Origin of the sequence: Streptomyces sp. YGL11-2 (assembly GCF_050054615.1) — a bacterium.
In the GTDB taxonomy this organism is placed as follows: Bacteria; Actinomycetota; Actinomycetes; order Streptomycetales; family Streptomycetaceae; genus Streptomyces.
This window is the reverse complement of record NZ_JBNHIN010000005.1, coordinates 46,224-61,497: the sequence shown is the minus strand read 5'-3', so window position 1 is coordinate 61,497 and position 15,274 is coordinate 46,224. Positions and strand designations below refer to the sequence as shown.

Annotated in this window: 13 protein-coding genes and 2 pseudogenes; 4 read left to right on the top strand and 11 right to left on the bottom strand. The window is 69.3% G+C overall.

Annotated elements, in window-relative coordinates; translation table 11 throughout:
* Positions 1 to 714 precede the first annotated feature (714 nt).
* Positions 715 to 2,793 carry a DHA2 family efflux MFS transporter permease subunit gene (locus ACO1BR_RS07985; RefSeq protein WP_426794321.1) on the top strand — a complete coding sequence of 693 codons (2,079 nt, stop codon included), beginning with the start codon at positions 715 to 717 and terminating at the stop codon, positions 2,791 to 2,793.
* A 94-nt stretch (positions 2,794 to 2,887) separates the two neighbouring features.
* Here the strand turns inward: ACO1BR_RS07985 and ACO1BR_RS07980 are convergent, their stop codons facing one another.
* On the bottom strand, positions 2,888 to 3,415 hold the full coding sequence (locus ACO1BR_RS07980) for a GNAT family N-acetyltransferase (protein ID WP_426794320.1): 528 nt from the start codon (positions 3,413 to 3,415) through the stop codon (positions 2,888 to 2,890).
* Positions 3,416 to 3,742: 327 nt separating this feature from the next.
* On the bottom strand, positions 3,743 to 4,075 hold the full coding sequence (locus ACO1BR_RS07975; RefSeq protein ID WP_426794319.1) for an antibiotic biosynthesis monooxygenase family protein: 333 nt from the start codon (positions 4,073 to 4,075) through the stop codon (positions 3,743 to 3,745).
* On the opposite strand from ACO1BR_RS07975, the gene ACO1BR_RS07970 reads away from it, so the two are divergent.
* Complete coding sequence (locus tag ACO1BR_RS07970) at positions 4,076 to 4,498, top strand: recombinase family protein (protein ID WP_426794318.1); 423 nt, start codon at positions 4,076 to 4,078, stop codon at positions 4,496 to 4,498.
* A gap of 76 nt (positions 4,499 to 4,574) precedes the next feature.
* Here the strand turns inward: ACO1BR_RS07970 and ACO1BR_RS07965 are convergent, their stop codons facing one another.
* The 8 genes and pseudogenes from ACO1BR_RS07965 to ACO1BR_RS07930 form a co-directional block, all read right to left on the bottom strand.
* A complete protein-coding gene (locus ACO1BR_RS07965; protein ID WP_426794317.1) occupies positions 4,575 to 4,787 on the bottom strand; it encodes a cold-shock protein in 213 nt (70 codons plus the stop codon).
* 458 nt (positions 4,788 to 5,245) lie between these two features.
* Positions 5,246 to 5,431: a hypothetical protein gene (locus ACO1BR_RS07960; protein WP_426794316.1), complete on the bottom strand. Its 186-nt coding sequence runs from the start codon at positions 5,429 to 5,431 to the stop codon at positions 5,246 to 5,248.
* A 418-nt stretch (positions 5,432 to 5,849) separates the two neighbouring features.
* Positions 5,850 to 6,293 (bottom strand): annotated as a pseudogene (locus ACO1BR_RS07955) (NUDIX domain-containing protein); the annotation flags it as partial.
* A pseudogene (locus tag ACO1BR_RS07950) lies at positions 6,292 to 6,822 on the bottom strand (XRE family transcriptional regulator); the annotation flags it as partial. The pseudogenes ACO1BR_RS07950 and ACO1BR_RS07955, both read right to left, overlap by 2 nt.
* Before the next feature lie 35 nt (positions 6,823 to 6,857).
* Positions 6,858 to 7,994 (bottom strand): DUF2330 domain-containing protein, encoded by a 1,137-nt coding sequence (locus tag ACO1BR_RS07945; protein ID WP_426794315.1) that lies wholly within the window; start codon positions 7,992 to 7,994, stop codon positions 6,858 to 6,860.
* 217 nt (positions 7,995 to 8,211) lie between these two features.
* Complete coding sequence (proP, locus tag ACO1BR_RS07940) at positions 8,212 to 9,636, bottom strand: glycine betaine/L-proline transporter ProP (protein WP_426794501.1); 1,425 nt, start codon at positions 9,634 to 9,636, stop codon at positions 8,212 to 8,214.
* Between the two features lie 566 nt (positions 9,637 to 10,202).
* Positions 10,203 to 11,243 carry a CU044_5270 family protein gene (locus ACO1BR_RS07935; protein WP_426794314.1) on the bottom strand — a complete coding sequence of 347 codons (1,041 nt, stop codon included), beginning with the start codon at positions 11,241 to 11,243 and terminating at the stop codon, positions 10,203 to 10,205.
* The gene (locus ACO1BR_RS07930) at positions 11,236 to 11,775 is read right to left on the bottom strand and encodes an RNA polymerase sigma factor (RefSeq protein WP_426794313.1); all 540 of its coding nucleotides are present in this window, start codon (positions 11,773 to 11,775) and stop codon (positions 11,236 to 11,238) included. Before ACO1BR_RS07930 ends, ACO1BR_RS07935 begins: the two co-directional genes overlap by 8 nt.
* A 116-nt stretch (positions 11,776 to 11,891) precedes the next feature.
* Between ACO1BR_RS07930 and ctaD the strand changes: the two genes are divergently transcribed.
* Complete coding sequence (gene ctaD, locus ACO1BR_RS07925) at positions 11,892 to 13,550, top strand: cytochrome c oxidase subunit I (RefSeq protein WP_426794312.1); 1,659 nt, start codon at positions 11,892 to 11,894, stop codon at positions 13,548 to 13,550.
* Complete coding sequence (locus tag ACO1BR_RS07920) at positions 13,543 to 13,905, top strand: hypothetical protein (RefSeq protein WP_426794311.1); 363 nt, start codon at positions 13,543 to 13,545, stop codon at positions 13,903 to 13,905. Before ctaD ends, ACO1BR_RS07920 begins: the two co-directional genes overlap by 8 nt.
* A 103-nt stretch (positions 13,906 to 14,008) precedes the next feature.
* Here ACO1BR_RS07920 and ACO1BR_RS07915 read toward each other — a convergent pair whose 3' ends face one another.
* Positions 14,009 to 15,241: a cytochrome P450 gene (locus tag ACO1BR_RS07915; protein ID WP_426794310.1), complete on the bottom strand. Its 1,233-nt coding sequence runs from the start codon at positions 15,239 to 15,241 to the stop codon at positions 14,009 to 14,011.
* Positions 15,242 to 15,274: the final 33 nt, after the last annotated feature.

The following is a 15,274-nucleotide window of genomic DNA, read 5'->3' as shown; positions in this document are numbered from 1 at the left end:
TGGTCCCCTCTCTCTGGAGGCTCGCGCCGGCAGCCGATTATTCAGAGCCCGCAGGCGTCCGCGCAGGCGCTCCACGACATCCGCAGGGTGTACCCCAGATGTCTTCCAGGTGAACGTCGATATCCAGGGCCTCTCGGCGGGCCATATCCGTGGTAACCGCCCAGGATGGGAGAAAGGCCGGCGGGTGTTCCCGTACGGGCAAGGACGTCCGTGGACGTCGGACGCCCATGGACGTCCCGGAATCGCTCCGACGGCCGGAAGGCAGCCGAGCCCCACGGCCGTAAGAGAGCCGGAGAAGTACAGAGCCGGAGAAGTACAGAGCAGAGGAAGTACAGAGCACAGGAGGCACAGAGCAGAGGCAGAGGAAGCACGGGGCACAAGAGGCACAGGGCAGACGAGTCACACAGCAGAGGGCCCCACACCAGCCACCAGACACAGGCCACCAGACACAGGCCACCAGACACAGGCCACCAGACACAGGCCACCAACCACCAGGCACCAACCACCCGCCAAGGACCACCGGACAACGCCGAAGGCCACCAGCCGAAGACCCCAAGTCGAAGACCCCAAGTCGAAGACCCCAAGCCAGAGGCCATAGCCCACAGGCAGAAGGTCAAACGCCAGAGGTCACAGCCCAAGGGACGAAGCCCAGCGGTCAAAGCCCAGAGCCCAGAGCCCAGAGCCCAAAGGTCAAGGGACAAGAGGGAGACGCTCATGGCGCAGGACACCAGCGCTCCTGCCGTTGCCGGCGAGGGACGGTCCCGGCGTGCGGTCCTCGTCGCGATCGGCGCGCTGTTGCTCGGCTTGCTCATCGCGGCGCTCGACCAGACCATCGTCGCCACCGCGCTGCCCACGATCGTCAGCGATCTCGGTGGGCTCAACCACCTCTCCTGGGTGGTGACCGCCTATCTGCTGGCGTCGACGGCCGCGACGCCCCTGTGGGGCAAGCTCGGTGACCAGTACGGGCGCAAGAAGCTGTTCCAGACCGCCATCGTGATCTTCCTGGTCGGCTCGGTGCTGTGCGGGATCGCCCAGAACATGGGGCAGCTCATCGGCTTCCGCGCGCTCCAGGGCCTGGGCGGTGGCGGTCTGATCGTGCTGTCGATGGCGATCGTCGGGGACATCGTCCCGCCCCGCGAACGCGGCAAGTACCAGGGCCTGTTCGGCGCCGTGTTCGGCGGCAGCAGCGTCCTGGGGCCGCTGCTCGGCGGGCTGTTCGTGGACCATCTCAGCTGGCGCTGGGTGTTCTACATCAACGTTCCCATCGGGGTGATCGCGCTCGCCGTCATCGCCGCCGTGCTGCAGATACCGGTACGCCGCACACCGCACCGCATCGACTACCTCGGCACCGCCCTGATCGCCGCGGTCGCCGCCTGCCTGGTCCTGATGACCTCGCTCGGCGGCGTCACCTACCCCTGGGGCTCGTGGCGGATCGTGGGGCTCGGCGTGCTCGGTGTCGTCCTGCTGGGGGTGTTCGTCCTCGTGGAGCGGCGGGCCGCGGAACCCGTCCTGCCGCTGCGGCTGTTCCGGATGCGGACGTTCACGCTGACCGCGATCATCGGCTTCGTCATCGGCTTCGCGATGTTCGGATCGATGACGTACCTGCCGACGTTCCTCCAGGTCGTGCACCGGGTCTCCCCGACCATGTCCGGTGTGCACATGCTGCCGATGGTGCTCGGCATGCTGATCTCCTCGACCGCCTCCGGGCAGATCGTGTCCCGTACGGGTCACTACAAGGTCTTCCCGATCGCGGGCACCGCCGTGGTCACCCTCGGACTGCTCCTGCTGCACCAGCTCGACCCGTCCAGCGGCGTCGCCCTGACGAGTACCTACTTCTTCGTCTTCGGCTTCGGGCTCGGCCTGGTCATGCAGGTGCTGGTCCTCATCGTGCAGAACGCGGTCCCCTACCAGGACCTGGGGGTCGCCACTTCAGGAGCGACGTTCTTCCGCTCCATCGGCGCCTCGTTCGGCGTCTCCATCTTCGGCACGATCTTCACCAACCAGCTCGGCCCACGGATCGCCGACGCCCTCGCCGGAGCGCAACTCCCGCCCGGCATCACGGCGTCGAAGATCGCCCAGGACCCGCGGGCCGTCGCGCAGTTGCCGCCCGCCCAGGCCGCCGGCGTCCTCAACGCCTACTCCCTCTCCATCACCGACGTCTTCGTCTACGCCGTCCCGGTCGTCCTCGTCGCGTTCGCCCTGGCCTGGTCCCTCCGGGAGGAGCCGCTCCGCAGCAGCGTCACCGCACCCGACACCACCGAAGTGCTCTGCTCCAACCCCGTCGAGCGGTCGTCCCACGAGGAGGTCGCCCGCGCGCTGTCCAAACTCGGCAGCATGGAGGGCCGCAAGGACATCTACGAGAAGATCACCGCACGGGCCGGCCTGGACCTCAAACCGGCCGCCAGCTGGATGCTGTTGCGCATCTACCGCTACGGCTCGGTCGAACCGGCGCTGCTCGCGGACCGCACCAGCGTGCCGCTCGGGGTGGTGGCCGAGGGAGCACGACAGGTCGAGGAACGCGGCCTGGCGCAGCGCGAGGGGCTGACGCTGCTCCTCACCGACCGCGGCCGGGAGGTCGCGGACCGGCTCTCCGAGGCCCGTCAGCAGTCGCTGGCGGAGATGCTGGGCGACTGGTGGACCAGGGACCGGCCCACCGACCTCACCGAACTCGTCCGGGAACTGTCGGCCGAGCTGTGCGGTTCGGACGCCGAGGAACCGAGCAACGGGGACGCCCGTCAGCCGGTGTCGCGCACGGCACAGCGCACGCCCCGACCGCCGGACATGGCGAAGTGACCGGCAGATCGGGCGGCGCGCCCGAAGACACGCCGCCGAGGCAGGAACCCTCTTCCCCACCCGTCCCCCTTCTCCCCGTCACCCGGTCCCCCAACTACCCTTCCGCCAGCCTCTTCTCGAAGAAGATCTCCGCGTAGACGTCGTCGTGATACGGGTCGATCTCGACGAAACCGTGCCGCCTGTAGAGCGCGACGGCCTCCGTCAGGTCGAGCCGGGTGTCCAGCCGGAGCCGCTCGGCACCCATCCGCAGCGCGGCGGACCCGGCGGCGCGCAGCAGCCCTCCCGCGGCGCCCCGACCGCGCTGGGCGGGCCGTACGAACATCTGCTTGAGCTCGGCGGTACGCGCGTCCAGCAGCCGGGTGCCCACGCATCCGGCCACCTCATCGCCGTGCCGGGCCACCAGCAGCACGCCGTTGGGCGGCATCAGGTCGGCGCTGGGGTACTCCGCCAACCCTTTGTCGATCTCCTCGGGCGTCGAGTGGCGCCCCTCGTGGAGCGCGAAGTAGCGGTCGGCGACCTCGGTGTAGTACTCGCGCAGCAGCGCCCGCGCCACCGGCGAACCGACCGGCTCGGCGGAGACCGCCCAGGGGCGGGGGAGAGGGGCGGCGACGGCGTCGGTCATGCCGACATTGTGACGAGAGCGGCGACGCCGGACGCAAGGGATTTTGTACGGGAACGGCCGTACCCCGCGGCGGAGTGAACGCCGAGAGACGAGGCGATCGGTCGGGCTGGCAAGCAAGCCATTCCAGTGGGCTGTTGAGGAAGATTCCGGTGCGGCGCACCTGCCGTTGACTGAATGGCCGAATGGCCGAATGGCTGAAGTGGCGGCCAACCACGCACTCGAAGCTTTGACGCGACCGCCGTTCGTCAACACAACAACCGGCCGCCTGTGTTGCCAGGCGGCCGGTTGTTGTTTACGGAATGAGCGCGGCAGAGTGCGCCCCCGCTGTCAGGAGTTCTTGGGGGCGGCGTGCTGAACGACCTCGAAGGACCACAGCGTCGAATCGGTGGCGGCGGGCTTGGGCCGCTCGGCACCCTGCCCCTGGCCGCCCTGGTGAGCCGCCTTCATGGGCCCCTCCATCCACGCCTGGAAGGACTCCTCGTCACGCCACCGCGTGTACACCAGATAGTTGTCGGTGCCTTCGACCGGGCGGAGGAGTTCGAACCACTCGAAGCCGTCCGAGCTCTCCACCGCGTGTGCGCGGGAGGCGAAGCGCTTCTCAAGGGTTTCCCGCTGTTCAGCGGGGACGGTCAGCACGTTGATCTTTACCACGCTGGGCACATGACACCTCTCGCAAACCGGACGCCTGACTGGCGCCGTAATCTGGACCAAGTGCGTGCAGTCTCCTACATCAGACAGTCAAAGCGTCGTGAGGACGATTCCCAGGCCAGTCCCGAAGCCCAGCGTGAGAAGTGCGAGGCGCTGATCACGGCGAAGGGTTGGGACCTGGCGGGAAGCTTCGCGGACGTGGGCCGCTCCGGCTGGGACCCCAACGTGGAGCGCCCCGAGTTCGAGGAGATGATGACGGCTGTCCGGGCGGGGCACGTGGACGCCGTCGTGGTGTTCGCCCTCTCCCGACTCACGAGCGGAAGTCGAGCACGGAGGGCGCGGCGGCTCGGCGGAGGCGGGCGTCCAGGCGGAGGCCAGAGGGACGGCATCCGGGGGAGTTGGGGTAGGGCGATGCGGGGGCTGCACTGCTCCTGAGCAACCGCCCCCGATCGGGGCGCCGAGTGGGGTTGCAAGCGCGTGTGGTCCCCGCCGTGCCCGAACTGTCAGCGCGTTACTCCGGCCGCACCTGCTCGGCTTGCATGCCCTTCTGTCCCCGCGCGGCGACGAAGCTCACCTTTTGCCCCTCCTTCAGGGACTTGAATCCGTCCGATTCGATCGCCTTGAAGTGCACGAAGAGATCGTCACCTCCGCCGTCCGGGGCGATGAACCCGTATCCCTTGTCGTCATTGAAGAACTTCACAGTGCCGCTCTGTCGGTCAGTCATGAGCACTCCCTGAGTCACGCGCGAGCGGTGGTGTCCCGCGGCCGTCGCGCAGACGATCATGCCGCAACCAAAACGGCATGTAAATGGGACCTCACAGTGCGTAGTGATAGCTCAGGCCCTGTTCGGTCGCCGTCCGTCCGGCGCCGGTATTTCCCCGCCTCCATCGGCTCGGGGTCCGCGGAGGCGGGGAGACGCACCGGAGAAGGTTGCGCACTCAACAGTCTTACCTGGGGTGAAGCACCTGGCATCTTCGCGCACTGTTTTCGTGGACCGATTGGGTGCGGATGCGGGCGCGGCGGCTCGGCGGAGGCGGGTGTCGAGGCGGAGGCCGGTGGAGCGGTATCCGGGGGAGCTGAACTGAAGGCGGCCGAGTGTGGCGACGGACGCAGCTTGCTGCCATGGGTAGGCCCGGCGTTGTACAGGCCGCGTCCGGTGCGGCTGGGACTGCCCGCGGGCCCTCAGCCGCCGAGGCCGCCGCCGACGCTGCCCAATGCCTTCGTGATCTGGCCCAGGTCGATGTTTTTCATGAGGGCGCCGATGTCGATGCCGCCGCCCGGACTTGCGGCTTGGGCTGGTGCGGCGAGGCCGATGGTGAGCAGGGTGAGCAGGGCGGTGGCAGTGAGGGTGCGGAAGGTGCGCCGCATGGCAGGCCCTTTCAGTTCGTTCGCGGGTAGCGGCGACATGCGCACGTGACCGCGTGGTCCGTTGATCAGGGCGCCCTGGGGTATTTCAGATCTGTCTAAAGGCTTTCCCGTCCGTCATTCGGGCGAACGTCATGCCACCCGAACGTGTCACGGCCCCCAGTTGATGGGGGGGCGGCGCAGGAGCTGATGAGCCCCCTGGGCTGGGCCCCCTGTCGCCCCGGACGGAAGACCGAAGCGTGATAGCGGCTCTGCTTCTGTACGGGTTCCAAGGTCGCCTGGGCCCCGTCGGTCACAGTCAGAAACGCTGTGACCTGGGGAGATGAGGTCAAGGAGGCCGTCGGTAGACGCACGTAAGGGCCCTTTCGGGGCCTTGTTCGGCGCCGGCGAGATCCCGATGCTTGGGCTCTTGCGTATCCGTCTAACCGAGATAAGGCGCGGATCGCTGCTCCAGATGATGCTGAATCCGGAGGCGCTGAGTGTGGTGCATGGGGAGGGCGCCCAGCTCTCCCGGGGCGACGAATCGGAGTTCTGTGCTCTCGTCGGAGATTGTCAGTGTTCCGCCCACGATGCGAGTGGTGAAGCAGACGTTGAACTGGCGGCGTACCTCCCCGTCGCTGTAGGCGATGACGTGTTTGGGGTCCGTGTAGGTGCCGACGAGACCTGTGATCTCGACGTCCAGCCCGGTCTCTTCCTTGACCTCCCGTACGGCGCAGCCGGGCAGGCTGTCGCCCATGTCCATGCCTCCGCCCGGCAGGGCCCACAGGTCGTTGTCTCGTCGCCGCTGGAGCGGGACGTGTCCCGACTCGTCGGTGACGACGGCAGAGGCGGCGACGACGAGACTGTTGGGCTCGGGCGCGTGGGGTTCCGTGGGTCCGCGCGTCGATGCCGGGTACCGCGAGCAAGGGTCGGTAGTGCATCAGCGCCAGGCGACGACGGGATTCGATGCCGTGCCCGAATTTCTCTTCTTTTCCCCGCTGTTGGACGTTGTCGCTGTCGGCGTCCCCGACGGCGATGCGGACGCTGCACCCCTCCGCCGCCCGTTCCCGCAGAAGGTCGTTGAGCCTGGGGTACGCCTCGTGCAGGAACACGGTGGCGTACACAAGGATGTCGATGTGTTCCCGCGCTGCCGCGAGGAGATCCACGAAGACCGAGACGGGCAGGTCTGCGCGCTTGTCGTACAGCGCGACCAACTCAGGGCTCACCGCTCGTGCTGCCCGTGCCTGGCGCAGAGATGGCCACAGTGCATGCACGTCTTCCCCCAGGCTCTCAGCGGCTTGCAGCGCCGTGACTCGCCGTGGGGTGCGTCCGAGGTTGACCCAGCGCTCAACTGACTTGGTATCGACCCCGGTTGCTTCGGCGAGCGCGGTGTGTGTCCACCCGCCCGCAACCATGGCGGCCCGTTGCGGGTCCTGCCGGTCCTGTGGGGTCAGCGGAGGGGTGGTGGGATTCGTACCGGGGCCGGTGGGGTGGCGCGGTGGCGGGTGCGGTGGGCGAGGGGCAGGGCGGTCGCCGCGGTCAGGAGGAGCAGCACTCCGCCGACCGTGGGGATCCAGAGGGGGATGCCGCCGACCTTCAGGAGGGAGTAGGCGTAGGTCACCCGCTGGTACGGCGTGTCCGCGGTGGTGCGGCGGAACTCGTGGTCGCCGCTGATGCGTTGGGGCTGCGGGAAGCTCTGGTCGAGGGCGGTCAGGAAGGCCGGGCCGGTGCCGCTGAAGTCGCGTACGGCGCCGCGTGGCTGGATCCGTCCTGCGTACAAGACCTGGGGTGCGGCTCCTCCGATGGTGCTGAGTGGCTGCATCCGGTGTGGCGCGAGTAGGTAGAGGCTCAGGGACTGGGGTGTCCGGGCGAGGCGGGAGAGCCGCATGGGGTAGACGAGGCGCTCGCTGGGGAAGGAGAGCCGCAGTGGATCGAGGGTGCCGGTGAGGTAGGCGTGCCGTTCGGCGGGGGCCAGCCGGATCGCCACGTACTCCCAGCGTTGGGTCACGTACGGACGGAGTTCCGTGGCGAGCGGCGGGGGAAGCCGAAAGCCGTTGGTTTTGAGCCAGTTGCGCAGGGCGTCGGGGTCGCTGGCGGTCAGCCGGGCGACGTCGAAGGGGCCCAGGCGCTCACGGCCGACGACACCGACGCCCGGGGCCCTGGCGCCGGGGGCCGGGGCCGTGGCGCCGCCGAAGCCCGACGCGAAGGGCCAGTCGCCGCTGCGCGGCCAGAAGTAGCTGCGGTGTTCGGTGACCGGTTCGGTGAGCCGGCCGAGTTCGGTGAGGAGTGCGGGATCGCCGAGCCGCACGGTGGCGCGGTGCGGTACGGGCATGATCCAGGCGGCGTCCGGGGCGGTGCCGTCGACGGTCAGACTCATCGTGATCTGCTCGGTCGTGCCGTCCCAGCGGACCGCGGACGTCTCGTGGTGCACGGCCATGGTGGCGTTCGGGCCGTGCACCATCGCCCCGCAACCGCAGGCGTACGCGGGCCGGGCGAGCCAGCCGAGTTGCACGGCCAGCAGGATCAGCACGATGCAGAGCGCGCGCCGCCGGCCGCCGGAGGCGCGCTCCGTGCCCCCGGCGCGCATTCCGGCACCTGCCCCCGCGCCGGTTGTGGCGCCTGCCGCCACGCCCATGGTGGCCCCCCGTTCCCCGTGTGCCGATCCTCGCGATCGGCAGGGTCACAGACGGGCGGTGCGGTGTCCTCGGTTCCCCCCAGGGGCAGGGGCAGGGGCAGGGGCCATGGCTGGGGTGTCGTCGGCGGGGGTCGACAGCCCGGCGGGGGCCGCCGGGCTGTCGGGTGGCTCAGTGGCCCGTCGTGGCCCCTGCGAGTTCGCGTGCTTCCTGTTCCGTCTCCACGGCCGGTGGGGAGCCCGGGAGGGGCTTGCCGGCGCTCTCGGACATCAGGAGGACGGCGATGCCGCCGATGACGGCCGCGGCCATCATGTAGTAGGCGGGCATCATCTTGTTGCCGGTTGCGCCGATCAGGGCGGTGACCACCAGCGGCGTCGTGCCGCCGAAGAGCGACACCGAGATGTTGAAGCCGATCGACAGGGAGCCGTAGCGCACCTTGGTCGGGAAGAGCGCGGGCAGCGCGGACGGCATCGACGAGGTGAAGCACACGAGGAGCAGGCCCAGCGCGGCCATGCCCAGTGCGATGGCGACCAGCGAACCCTGGCGGATCAGCAGCAGTGCCGGAATGGACAGCACCAGGAAGCCCAGGCAGCCGGCCGCGATGACCGGGCGGCGGCCGAAGCGGTCGGACAGCTTGCCCGCGAACGGCTGGACGACCATCATCACGACCATCACGCCGAGCACGACCAGCAGCCCGTGCGTCTCGTCGTACTTCAGCTCCGAGGTCAGGTAGCTCGGCATGTACGACAGCAGCATGTAGTCGGTGACGTTGAAGACCAGGACCAGGCCGACGCACAGCAGCATCGCCCGCCACTGGCCGAAGACCATCTCGCGGATGCCGATCCGCTTCTCGGCCGCGCGGCGCTCCTTCTCCTTGGCGTGCGCCTCCTTCTCCAACTGGGCGAAGGCCGGGGTCTCTTCGAGCCGCATCCGCAGGTACAGGCCGATGATGCCCATCGGGCCCGCGATCAGGAACGGGATGCGCCAGCCCCAGGAGTTGAGGTCCTCGGTGGACAGCAGCGCGGTCATCAGCGTGACCAGGCCGGCGCCACCCACGTAACCGGCGAGGGTGCCGAACTCCAGCCAGCTGCCGAGGAAGCCGCGCTTCTTGTCGGGTGCGTACTCGGCGATGAAGGTGGAGGCGCCGCCGTACTCACCGCCGGTGGAGAAGCCCTGCACCAGGCGGGCGACGAGCAGCAGGATGGGCGCGCCGACGCCGATCGTGGCGTACGACGGGATCAGGCCGATGGCGAAGGTGCCGACGGCCATCATGATCATGGTGATCGCGAGGACCTTCTGGCGGCCGATGCGGTCGCCGAGCGGCCCGAAGACCATGCCGCCGATGGGGCGCACCAGGAATGCCGCCGCGAACGCCCCGAACGTCGACAGCAACTGTGCGGTCGGGTTCCCGGACGGGAAGAAGACGTGCCCGAGGGTGACCGCGATGTAGCTGTAGACGCCGAAGTCGAACCACTCCATCGCGTTACCGAGCGCTGCCGCGGACACCGCGCGCTTGACCATCGCGGGGTCGACGACGGTGACCTCGCCCGGTGCCGGCCGCTGTGTGGACGCCGAGCGCGGCTCGGCGGCGTTCAGTGGGCCGCCGGCCTTCGTATCGGACCCGGGTGCGATGGGGTACTGCGTCGGCACGTGTTCGCTCGCCTGCGCTCTCTTGGACGACTACATGGCACTGCCCGCCATGGCGTGACGGGCAAAGGTCGACCATAGGGGCAGAACGGGTTATCACGGACAGTAGGCGGATGACCGCACAGTCGCTCGTCTACCCGCTCCTTGCAGGGCAAACGTGGTTCCGACGATCTTTTTCGGGGACTTTCGGCTGTGATCCATCTCGCGGGGATCAACCGCAACCGATGGCGGATTGTGGCTTGCGTCATAGGCCGGAGGGGCGGTTCGGCGGGCGGTCCCTCCGTCCGGCGGGCGGCCCTCACTGCTTCCGGCCCCTGCGATGCGGGCGCACGGAAACGGCGCGGCGGTGCCGGGCACCACCGCGCCGAAGGATCGTCGCGTCCCTCAAGGATCCGCCATGCGGCGGCGCCCCGCCACTCGGCCGGCCCCGCCGCGGGTCCCGGGCGGTTCGGCGGGGCCGGCCGGTGTCACTGCGTCCACGCCGCGCACCGCCTCGGCGTCCACGCCGCGCACGGTCACGGCATCCACGCCTCGTACGACATCACCTCACCTGCCGTGATCCGGAAGTTCGGCAGGTCCTTGGTGAAGGTGATCTCCGTGCCCAGGAGTTGGCCGGTGCGTGGGTCGAGGATCACCATCTGGCGGGTGGCGTTCATGCCGCCGTCCGGGCCGTCGTGGACATACGCCTGGCCGCGCCGGCCCAGCCGGTCGGTCACCGCGCCGGCCGGCCGCAGACCCCCGGCGTCGGCCAGCATTCGGTCGATCGCCGCCGTCTCGCGCGGTCCCGGTGTCCACTCCTGGCGGAACGAGGAGAGGGCGAGGAGGAGTTGGGGGGTGGTGTCGGGGGTGCCCTCGGGGGTGCCCTCGGAGTCGCCGCCTCCTCCGTAGAGGGACGCCAGCTGTGTGCGCAGTGCCGCGGGGTCGGTGGGCGGCCTCGTCCGGGCGGCGAGGCCGCGCGGCCGGTCGCCGGAGCCGGGCGGATACGTCGTGCGGTGCAGGACCCTGCCGTCGCCGACGGTCGTCCAGCGGCCGTTGTCGTCGTGGATCACCGGGCGTCCGGGGTACCGCGGGTCGGTGGCCACGACCAGCTCCGAACCGCTGCCGTCGGCGTTCCAGCGGGTGATGCGCTCCTCGGGCACCGTGACCGGGGGCGCGGCGTCCGGGCCGGTCCGCATGCTCAGGTACCAGCTCTGGAGATGGCTGCCGCGCCGCGGCCCGTCCGCGGGGCCGGCCGTCCGGGCCCTGGCCTCCGCTCTGCGGGCCAGTTCGGCCAGCGGGACGGGTGCGGCACCGGCGTGCGGGACGAGGGCGGCGGGGGCCGCGGCGGCCGGGCTGCTACCGGCGTCGGAGAGGGTGAAGGCGAGGACGCCGACCAGGGCGAGCACGGCGGCCTCGGCGCGCAGGACGAGGCGGCGCCGGGCGCGCCGGGTGCGGGTGCTGTGCAGCAGGCGGTTGAGGCCGCGCTCGGCGGTGGCGTCCAACGGGCGGTCCCGCCAGCGGCCTTCGCCGACCGGCACCGGATTGGCCGCGCGCAGCAGCTCCAGTTCGTCACTCATGAGCGTCGTCTCCTGCTCGTACGGACACGGTCGTCCGCGTACGGTCGATCTCCGTGCGAAGGCGGCGCCGGGCCCGGTGCAGCCGCATGGCGGCGGCGCTCCGGCCGCAGCCGAGGGCGACCGCCAGCTCCTCGACGGTCAGCTCCTCCCAGGTGGTCAGCCGGAGCACCTCCTGGTCCGCGGTGGAGAGGCGGGCCAGCGCCTCATGGACCCAGGAGCCGGGCCGCTCGGTGTCCGGGCTGTCCACGGTCTGCCGGCCGTGCGCCGCCTCGTGGTTGCCCAGCCGGTGCAGCAGCCGCCGGTAGCGGCCGAGCCCGCGCACCGTGTTGGCCAGGCAGTTGCGGGCCACCCCGTACAGCCAGGGCAGCGGTGCGTCGGGGAGTTCGGTGCGTCTTCGCCACGCTATGGAGAAGACCTCCGCCACCACCTCCTCGACCTCGTGTGCCGGGGCGTCCAGCCGCCGCGCCACGAAGCGGCTGACCGCCCAGTAGTGCGCGCGGTATGCCTCGGCGAAGGCGTCGTCCGTGCTCATGAACCCTTGGTGTCCGGCATACCGCCGATCGTCACACCCTCCCCGGGTGAGACTTCACACCCCGCGGAACGGCGGCGCGCGGTGACGGTTCCGGGGGCCGCGGACACGTACGGGGCATGACGTCTCCAGTGAAGCCGCCGCCCGTGGAGCCCCGCGCCGCGCGGCCGCGCCCGGCCGGGCCGCTCCCCGTGAAGTGGCTGACCACCACCGACCACAAGACCATCGGCACGCTCTACCTGGTCACCGCCTTCGCCTTCTTCTGCGTCGGCGGGCTGCTGGCGCTGGTGATGCGCGCCGAACTGGCCCGGCCCGGGCACCAGATCCTGTCGAACGAGCAGTTCGACCAGGCGTTCACGATGCACGGCACGATCATGCTGTTGATGTTCGCGACGCCGCTGTTCGCCGGGTTCGCGAACTGGATCATGCCGCTGCAGATCGGCGCGCCCGACGTGGCGTTCCCGCGGCTCAACATGCTCGCCTACTGGCTCTACCTCTTCGGCTCGCTCATCGCGGTGGGGGGATTCCTCACCCCGCAAGGGGCGGCGGATTTCGGCTGGTTCGCCTATGCGCCGCTCTCCGACGCGGTCCATTCCCCCGGTGTGGGCGGCGATCTGTGGATCATGGGTCTGGCCTTGTCCGGCTTGGGCACGATCCTGGGTTCGGTCAACTTCATCACCACCGTGATCTGCCTACGCGCCCCGGGCATGACGATGTTCCGGATGCCGATCTTCACCTGGAACGTGCTGCTGACCGGTGTGCTGGTCCTGCTGGCCTTCCCGGTGCTGGCCGCCGCGCTGTTCGCCCTGGAGGCGGACCGTGAATTCGGTGCCCATGTATTCGACGCGGCGAACGGTGGAGCACTGCTCTGGCAGCATCTGTTCTGGTTCTTCGGTCATCCGGAGGTCTACATCATCGCGCTGCCGTTCTTCGGCATCATTTCCGAGGTCATTCCGGTCTTCTCCCGGAAGCCGATGTTCGGTTACGTCGGTCTGGTCGCCGCGACGATTTCCATCGCCGGTCTCTCGGTCACGGTGTGGGCGCACCACATGTATGTGACGGGCGGCGTACTGCTGCCGTTCTTCTCCTTCATGACGTTCCTCATCGCGGTCCCGACCGGTGTGAAGTTCTTCAACTGGCTCGGCACGATGTGGCAGGGCTCGCTGTCCTTCGAGACGCCGATGCTCTGGGCGGTCGGCTTTCTCGTCACCTTTGTCTTCGGTGGTCTGACCGGGGTCATCCTGGCCTCGCCGCCGATGGACTTCCACATCTCCGACACGTACTTCGTCGTGGCGCACTTCCACTACGTCGTCTTCGGCACGGTCGTCTTCGCGATGTTCGCCGGATTCCACTTCTGGTGGCCGAAGTTCACCGGCAAGATGCTCGACGAGCGGCTCGGCAAGATCACGTTCTGGACGCTGTTCGTCGGCTTCCACGGCACGTTCCTCGTCCAGCACTGGCTGGGCGCGAACGGCATGCTGCGCCGTATCCCGGACTATCTGGCGGCCGACGGCTTCACCACCCTCAACACCGTCTCCACCATTTTCTCCTTCGTTCTCGGGCTCTCTCTGCTGCCGTTCCTCTACAACGTCTGGAAGACCGCGAAATACGGGGCGCGGGTGGTCGGTGACGATCCCTGGGGCTACGGCCGTTCGCTGGAATGGGCGACGTCCTGTCCGCCGCCACGGCACAACTTCCTTGCCCTTCCGCGTATTCGATCCGAATCCCCGGCGTTCGATGTGCATCATCCCGAGGTAGCGGGTGCGATCGATGGGTGACGGGACCGGGAAGGACGGGGTGATACGGATGGACGAGGCGATCAACGAGATCGAGGGGTATCTGCTCTGGGCGGCGGAGAAGGACCGGGCGCGTACCCGGGCGGACGCCTTCTGCGCGGGGCTGCCCTGGCTCACCGAATCCCAGCGGCAGGAGGTGGTACGGCACTACTGCCGGGACCAGCGCGAGATCTCCCGGGTCTATCTGGAACGTATCGCGGTCCGCAGCGCCGGGCTGCGGACCGAATACGAGAGCGTCTACCTGGCGTTGCGGAAGCGGCTGGTCGCCGCGTTCCTGGGCGCGTCGGCGGCGGCCGTGGTGCTGCTGACCGTGGCGATCGGCCTCCCGCGGCCGTGAGGTCCGCGCCCTGCCTCGGGATTCGGGACGCCGGATTCGGGATGTCGGATCCGGGATGTCGTAGGCGTGCGGATGCGTGCTTCCGGCGAGGTGGGCCGGGGCGTCAGCCGTAGCGGACCTGGAGTTCCTTGACGCCGTTGAGCCAGGCGGAGCGGAGCCGGCGCGGATCGCCGGCCAGGGAGATATCGGGCATGGCATCGGCGATGGCGTGGAAGATCAGGTTGATTTCCAGTACGGCGAGGGACTTGCCGAGGCAGAAGTGCGGGCCGCCACCGCCGAATCCCAGATGGGGATTGGGGTCGCGGGTGATGTCGAAGACCTCGGGGTGCGCGAAGACCTCGGGGTCGTGGTTGGCGGAGGAGTAGAAGATCCCGACGCGCTGGCCCTTCCCGATCCGCACACCGCCCAGTTCGGTGTCCTGGGTGGCGGTGCGCTGGAAGGAGACCACCGGCGTCGCCCAGCGCACGATCTCCTCCGCGGCGGTCGCCGGGCGCTCGCGTTTGTAGAGCTCCCACTGGTCGGGGTGGGTGAGGAAGGCGTGCATGCCGTGGGTGATGGCGTTGCGCGTCGTCTCGTTGCCGGCCACCGCCAGCAGCAGCACGAAGAACCCGAACTCGTCGGAGCCGAGGTTCCCCTCGTGCTCCGCCGCCACCAGTCGGCTGACGATGTCCTCGGCCGGGCACTTCTTGCGGGCCGCGGCGAGGTTCATCGCGTACGAGATCAGCTCCATGGCCGCGTTGGCGCCGACCTCTTCGGTGATGGCCAGCTCCGGGTCGTCGTAGCCGATCATCCTGTTCGACCAGTCGAAGATGCGGGCCCGGTCGTCCTGGGGGATGCCGATGAGTTCGGCGATGGCCTGGAGGGGGAGTTCGCAGGCGATCTCGGTGACGAAGTCGCCGGCGCCCCGCCGCCGCGCCTCGGCGACGATCCGCTCCGCGCGGTGGCGCAGCGCCTCCTCCAGGGCGCGGATGGAGCGCGGGGTGAAGCCGCGCTGCACGATCTGGCGGACCCGGGTGTGCTCGGGCGGGTCCATGTTGAGCATGATCAGTTTCTGGACGTCGATCTGGTCGCGGGAGATGCCCGGGTTGAAGCGGATGATCGAGGTGTTGAGGTGGGCGGAGAAGACCTCGGGGTTGGTGGAGACCTCCTTGACGTCCTGGTGGCGGGTGACGACCCAGTAGCCGTCGTCGTCGAAGCCGGCGATGCCGTGCGGCTGGGCGTTCCACCACACGGGCGCGGTCTGCCGCAGCCGCGCGAACTCCGGGAGCGGGACGCGGGACTGGTAGACGTCGGGGTCGGTGAAGTCGAACCCTTCGGGGAACGCGGGGCAGTGCATCGGCGACTCCTGGGCCGGCTGACGTCGGACGCG